The 5,740-nt window shown below is 61.3% G+C and carries 3 protein-coding genes and 2 pseudogenes; all 5 read left to right on the top strand.

Annotated features, from left to right (window positions below; genetic code table 11):
* A partial coding sequence (locus VQ044_RS23580; RefSeq protein WP_331827806.1) for an RHE_PE00001 family protein occupies positions 1–709 on the top strand: 709 nt, incomplete at its 5' end.
* A 184-nt stretch (positions 710–893) separates the two neighbouring features.
* On the top strand, positions 894–2,012 hold the full coding sequence (locus VQ044_RS23575) for an AAA family ATPase (RefSeq protein ID WP_327650024.1): 1,119 nt from the start codon (positions 894–896) through the stop codon (positions 2,010–2,012).
* Entirely contained in the window at positions 1,918–4,368 is a 2,451-nt protein-coding gene (locus VQ044_RS23570; RefSeq protein ID WP_327650023.1) for a S8 family peptidase, read from the top strand. Before VQ044_RS23575 ends, VQ044_RS23570 begins: the two co-directional genes overlap by 95 nt.
* Before the next feature lie 186 nt (positions 4,369–4,554).
* Positions 4,555–4,844, top strand: a pseudogene (locus tag VQ044_RS23565) (hypothetical protein); the annotation flags it as partial.
* Positions 4,845–5,073: 229 nt separating this feature from the next.
* Positions 5,074–5,740: pseudogene (gene istB, locus VQ044_RS23560) on the top strand (IS21-like element helper ATPase IstB); the annotation flags it as partial.

The following is a 5,740-nucleotide window of genomic DNA, read 5'->3' as shown; positions in this document are numbered from 1 at the left end:
GCCTGCGCTGGATCAGCGTCATGTTGCTTGCCCCAATCCCCTTCGCCGGAAGGGTTTGGGCCCTGCCGTTCCTGACCGCGCTGGCGCCGTCGCAGGCATCGACGCCGGTTCAAAAAGACCGATCGCGGACGACCGGCCGGCGCTGGTCTACGACCTCGACTGGGACGAGGACGCAAGGCTGGCCGAATGGCAGGCTGTGCTGCAGGCAACAAAGGACCTGCCCGCCGTGCTGCACGTCGCGCTGCTCATCGACTCCTGGAACGAGATCGAGGTCCTGCAGCATGCCCATTGGCTCGGGCCGCTGCTGGCCGCGTCGCTTCTGCGACAAACCGGCACGACCGCCAACCATCTCGCCTGCCTCAATGTCGGTGCGCAAAAAGTCGCGCGAGAGCGGCGACGCGCCCGCGACAGAGTTTCGCGGCTGCTCGCCTTCGTTGATGCGGTCCACGAGGCGGCATCGGCCGGGATTAAAGAACATGACCGGCTGGTGCTGGCACGCGGCCAGCTCGAGCGGCGTCTGCGCGCGCTGCGGGCGAACTCAAAACTGCCGCAGCTTGTCGAGTTCACGCTGGCTCGGCCGCTGGTGTCGACGGCCATGATCCAGGCCGAACTCAAGCTGACGAAACAGGGCGCGCTCAATCTTGTCGCCGATCTCGGCCTACGCGAGATAACGGGCCGAAAGCGTTTCCAAGCTTGGGGCGTGGTCTAGTCGAGAACCTTGAGAGCGCCGACTCAATGGGAACAATTTTGTCCGGTAGCCGAAATCGACCGAGGTCCTGAACCGATTTGGCAGGAGTGCGCCATATTTAGAGGTGGACTTCCATGCCAGTTGCCTTGGTACTCTGGTCTATTAAGGATTCCTCACTATACACTGCCGCACGCGGTGATTTGCCATGATCACGCTTGGCGGGGCCTTGGGAAGGTTTACTATGGCATCTGCACAGCAACTGATCGGGCTCGTCAAGAGCCATGCGGAAGGCGACGAGGCGCGCTTCTTCGATCTCGCTATGCAGCTTGCTGCGTCCGAGGCGCAGAAAGGCCACGCCCGTTTGGCGGAGCAGTTGCGTCAATGGGCCGAAGCTGGTCAGCAACCGCCGAAAGCGATCAAGAGCGCCCCGACGCCACTCGCCGCGCCGCGCGGCGATCTCGCCGGTTTCCTGAGCGCTAGCTACCCGTCGACGCGGCTTGGCGATCTCATCCTTCCACCACATCTTGAAGACGAGTTGGCGCACATCGTCATTGAGACCCGCATGACCGAGCGGCTCGAAGAAAAGGGATTGCGGCCGCGCCGCCGGCTGCTGCTTGCCGGTCCGCCGGGCACTGGAAAAACCTTGACCGCCGAGGCGCTCGCCGGCGAACTGAAGTTTCCGCTGTTCACGGTGCTGCTGCACGGACTGATCACAAAATTCATGGGCGAGACGGCACAGAAGCTGCGCCTGATCTTCGACGCTGTTCGCACGACGCGCGGCATTTATCTTTTCGATGAAATCGATGCGCTGGCTGCCGCGCGCGGCGCCGACAACGACATCGGCGAGGCCAGGCGGATTCTCAATTCCTTCCTGCAGTTTCTCGACGAAAACACCGGTCCGTCGATCGTCGTCGCCACGACCAACCTGCCAGAAATCCTCGACCGCGCAGTTCTGCGGCGTTTCGACCTCGTCCTGCCCTATGAACTGCCGGACGCCGAGGCGATCGAAAAGGCCATGCACCGGCGCCTGCGTGGTTTCGCGACCGAGGAGGTTGACTGGCGTGATGTGGTGCGTCATGCCGAAGGCCTGTCGACGGCGGATGTCGTTGCGGCCGGGGAAGATGCGGCTCGAAGGGCAGTGTTAGGAAATTCGGGAGTGATAGAGACCGCCGCAGTGATTGCCTCGCTTGCGCGTCGCCGCTCGTTACACAACATAGGGGCGGGGACGAATGCCGAGGGATCGCCAGCACTTCATTCTCAACGCGCTGTCAAAAGCCGAAAAGTTCAAGCCAAAGGGCCAACCGGCAACAAAGCACCCAGGTGACGTTTCCGATCGTGCTGGTCACGCTCTGGCGCTTTTGCACGCACTCGACCATCTTCCTGACGTAAATGCCGAAGGGCGAGCCGGCGTCTATCTTGAGGTTGCTGGGCGAGCCGGCGAGATCATGGTCACAACCGGCCTCAACGCCAGTAATCTGACGCTGCTGCGCGTCGAGCCCGCCCAACCGACCGCCAACCAGCCGCAGCGAGCAACCGTCTTTGCGACGGATGATGGCCTCGCCAAGCTACGTCGCAAGATAGAGGATTTTGCCGAGAAGAACCGCACGAAGAAGGATGGCACTGAGGGACGTCCCTACAATGCCGATCTCGTGCAAAGCATCGGCGCTATTGTCGAGGCCGGGCTTCGCGCCTTGTGGCGCAGCCCGGTCACTAAATTTCCAGCGGGCGATGCTGCTGTTCCATGGGAGCTCTGGCTGGACAAGGCGCAGGCCGCGGGATTTGTTGGCAATGCTCCTGAATATGGCGTCGCGGTCGGTGCGGATCGGCTGGAGTTCCCCGAAGACATCGTAGTCATTGCGACCGCCACGAGAGAAGCGCTTGCGCTCGCAGTGAGGCGCCTCGGCGGAGTTCGCGCTCTTGCAGCCCCCACAATAACGGCAGACTATTTCGATGCACTGCAGATTGAGGAACAGGCGGATTGGCTCGATAATTTGTCCGGATGGACCACGTTCCATGCGTTTGACGATCCGAACTACGTCACGCTGCTCGACAGAGGCGTCAGCCGTGCGCACCCGCTCATCGGACCCGCTCTCAGCGCCGATGACCGGCATGCCGCAAATCCTGCCTGGGATGTGAGCGACTTCGTCGGCCATGGTACGCAGCTTGCAGGCCTGGCGCTTCATGGCGATCTGACCGTCGCGCTGCAAACGATGTTGCCCATTGAAATCCGGCATCGGCTGGAGTCGGCAAAGATCATTCCGGACGCGGGCCACAATCCTCATCACTTGCTTGGAGCGATGACTCGCGCGGGTATCAATGCGGTGGAAGTGACCGGAGATCGGCGCCGTACCTTCACGATGGCGAGCACAACGGAGGAGGACACGCCCCATGATGGCGCTCCCACGTCATGGTCCAGCGAAATAGATCAGCTGACCGCCGGTGTCTCGGGAAACAAAAAAACCCCGAGGCTGATGGTGATCTCCGCCGGAAACACGATCCAGAACATGTTCGGCAACGGCGACTACCTCGCGGTTTGCGACCATCCAGATAATGAAGTCGAATCGCCGGCTCAGGCTTGGAACGCGATTTGCATTGGCGCATGCACCGAAAAGAATGTTCTGCCGCCCGGCGAGGCGGGTGTTCCACTTGCGCCATTCGGCGACCTTGCGCCGTCGTCTCGAACGTCAAGCTGGTCCTCGCACTGGCCACTCAAGCCGGATGTGGTTTTTGAGGGCGGAAACTGGATGGTCAATGGACCTCCACCACCGATGCAGCATCCCGCGTTGTCTCTCCTCACAACGGACCATAGTTTTCCTGGCCGTGCCTTCACCACGTGTGGGGAGACGAGTGGCGCAACGGCTCTAGCTGCTCGGGCGATCACCGAACTGTGGTCGGACTACCCGGCGCTGTGGCCGGAAACAATCCGGGCGGTCTTTGTTTCGTCTGCCCGCTGGACTCCACAGATGCGCAGCCATCTTCCCGCAAATCCCGGAAAGGGGCATTTCGGCCCGCTGTTCAAACGCTATGGTTTTGGAGTTCCCGACATGGAGCGGGCTCGCCGCAGCGCTTCCAATGCCCTGACGCTAATCGTGCAGGATACGATTACGCCGTATCGCTTGAGCGATAGCGGCGGCGCTGATCACGTCCACAACGAGATGAGATTGTTCGAACTGCCATGGCCCGTGGAAGAACTGCGCAAGCTCGTCAACAGTCCTGTGACTCTCAGGGTCGCGCTCAGCACCTTTGTCGCGCCCAATCCATCCGAACCGGCCCGCGGCTCAAAATTTCGCTACGCCTCCCACAATCTGCGCTTCAAGCTCAATCGGCCAAATGAAAGCCGAGCCGCGTTTATGGCTCGCATCAGCAAGGTGGCCGACCAGCCCGAGGAGGAGGCCGTCGACGAGAACGATGGTTGGACATTTGGGCGCAATCGGCGTGACGTCGGATCGTTGCAGATTGATCAACTCACCTGCCTCGCCTCGGATCTCGCACGCCGCAACATTCTTGCTGTCCATCCCGTTGCCGGCTGGTGGAAGACAAAGGCAATTGCCAATCCGCAGGAGCGATCAGTTCGGTTCGCATTGGTTGTTGAGATCGATGCAAGCGAGTCCGCGGCAGATCTCTATGCGGAGGTTCAGGCCGCGATCGAAGCGTTCAACGTGGCGCAAGCCGTGGTATGACAGAACCCGCACCGGAAAACAGGGCTCTCGTGCTGATCCAATATCCGCAATAACGACCGCTATGGTGGGCGTCGGAGCGGATGGTCACGGCGTCCCGCGTTCTGTTGCCTCACAGAGCATAAGATTTCCGCCTTGAGTAACCTGCTCCACCGCCGTGCTCGCGGTCGAACCCGGTAAAGGACAAGACCCCTGGCCATCGCGCGCTCTCGGGCTACGATCGGCAACATTCGGCAGAACCTCTTTTGGGCCTTCGCCTACAACACCGCTCTCATCCCTGTTGCCGCGGGGGTGCTCTATCCCGTGTACGGGCTCTGCTCTCCCCTGCGCTGGCCTCAGGGACGATGGCGCTGTCCAGCGTTTTCGTGCTGGGAAATGCGCTAAGGCTTCGCGGCTTCTGCGCCTCAGAGGCCGTTTCGAAACCCTGCCAAGACCAGCCTCCATGGTTCACCCGGGACGCCCAAACCCGCGGAANTTAGAGGCCGTTTCGAAACCCTGCCAAGACCAGCCTCCATGGTTCACCCGGGACGCCCAAACCCGCGGAAATCGGGTATCATGTCATTGCGGAGCGACCATCCGAGGGGCCTTTGAACCCGCCGCAGTGAGTTTCGAAACGGACTCTCAGCCAACTCCCGTTAAGGTGAGCAAGACGCCAGCCGCCGCACTAGCCGCCAGAACCCAGCCGATCGGCAGGCCGAACCTGAACAGCGCGAGTACCAGAAGCTGGCCCGGCAATGCGCCACCGAAGGTGTGGATCACATTGGATATCTGACCCGGCTTTGCGAACGGGAGATGATCGAACGGGACCGCCGCAAGGTCGAGCGCCGCATCAAGGCGGCTAGGTTCCCGGTCGTCAAAAGCCTGGAAAGCTTCGATTTTACCGCTATCCAGAAGCTCAACAAGATGCAGGTGCTGGAACTGGCGCGTTGCGAGTGGATCGAGCGGCGCGAGAACGTGATCGCCCTGGGGCCCAGCGGCACGGGGAAAACCCATGTTGCGCTCGGCCTCGGTCTGGCCGCATGCCAGAAGGGCCTATCCGTCGGCTTTACCACGGCCGCCGCTCTCGTCAGCGAGATGATGGAGGCACGTGACGAGCGGCGTCTGCTCCGCTTCCAGAAGCAGATGGCCGCCTACCAGCTCCTCATCATAGACGAACTGGGCTTCGTGCCGCTCTCCAAGACCGGGGCGGAGCTGCTGTTCGAGCTGATCTCGCAACGATATGAGCGGGGTGCCACCCTGATCACCAGCAATCTTCCGTTTGACGAATGGACGCAAACCTTGGGGTCCGAACGTCTGACCGGCGCGCTGCTCGACCGCATCACCCACCACGTCAATATTCTCGAGATGAATGGCGACAGCTATCGTCTCGCACAAA

The organism is Aurantimonas sp. C2-5-R2 (genome assembly GCF_036549495.1).
In the GTDB taxonomy this organism is placed as follows: Bacteria; Pseudomonadota; Alphaproteobacteria; order Rhizobiales; family Rhizobiaceae; genus Aurantimonas; species Aurantimonas coralicida_A.
Note: the sequence above shows the minus strand (reverse complement) of the source record. Positions and strands in the feature narration are given on the sequence as shown.

Bases quoted from the DNA above. Each gene is read 5' to 3' on its own strand.
- VQ044_RS23575 (WP_327650024.1), top strand. From the start codon at position 894: ATGATCACGCTTGGCGGGGCCTTGGGAAGGTTTACTATGGCATCTGCA.
- VQ044_RS23570 (WP_327650023.1), top strand. From the start codon at position 1,918: ATGCCGAGGGATCGCCAGCACTTCATTCTCAACGCGCTGTCAAAAGCC.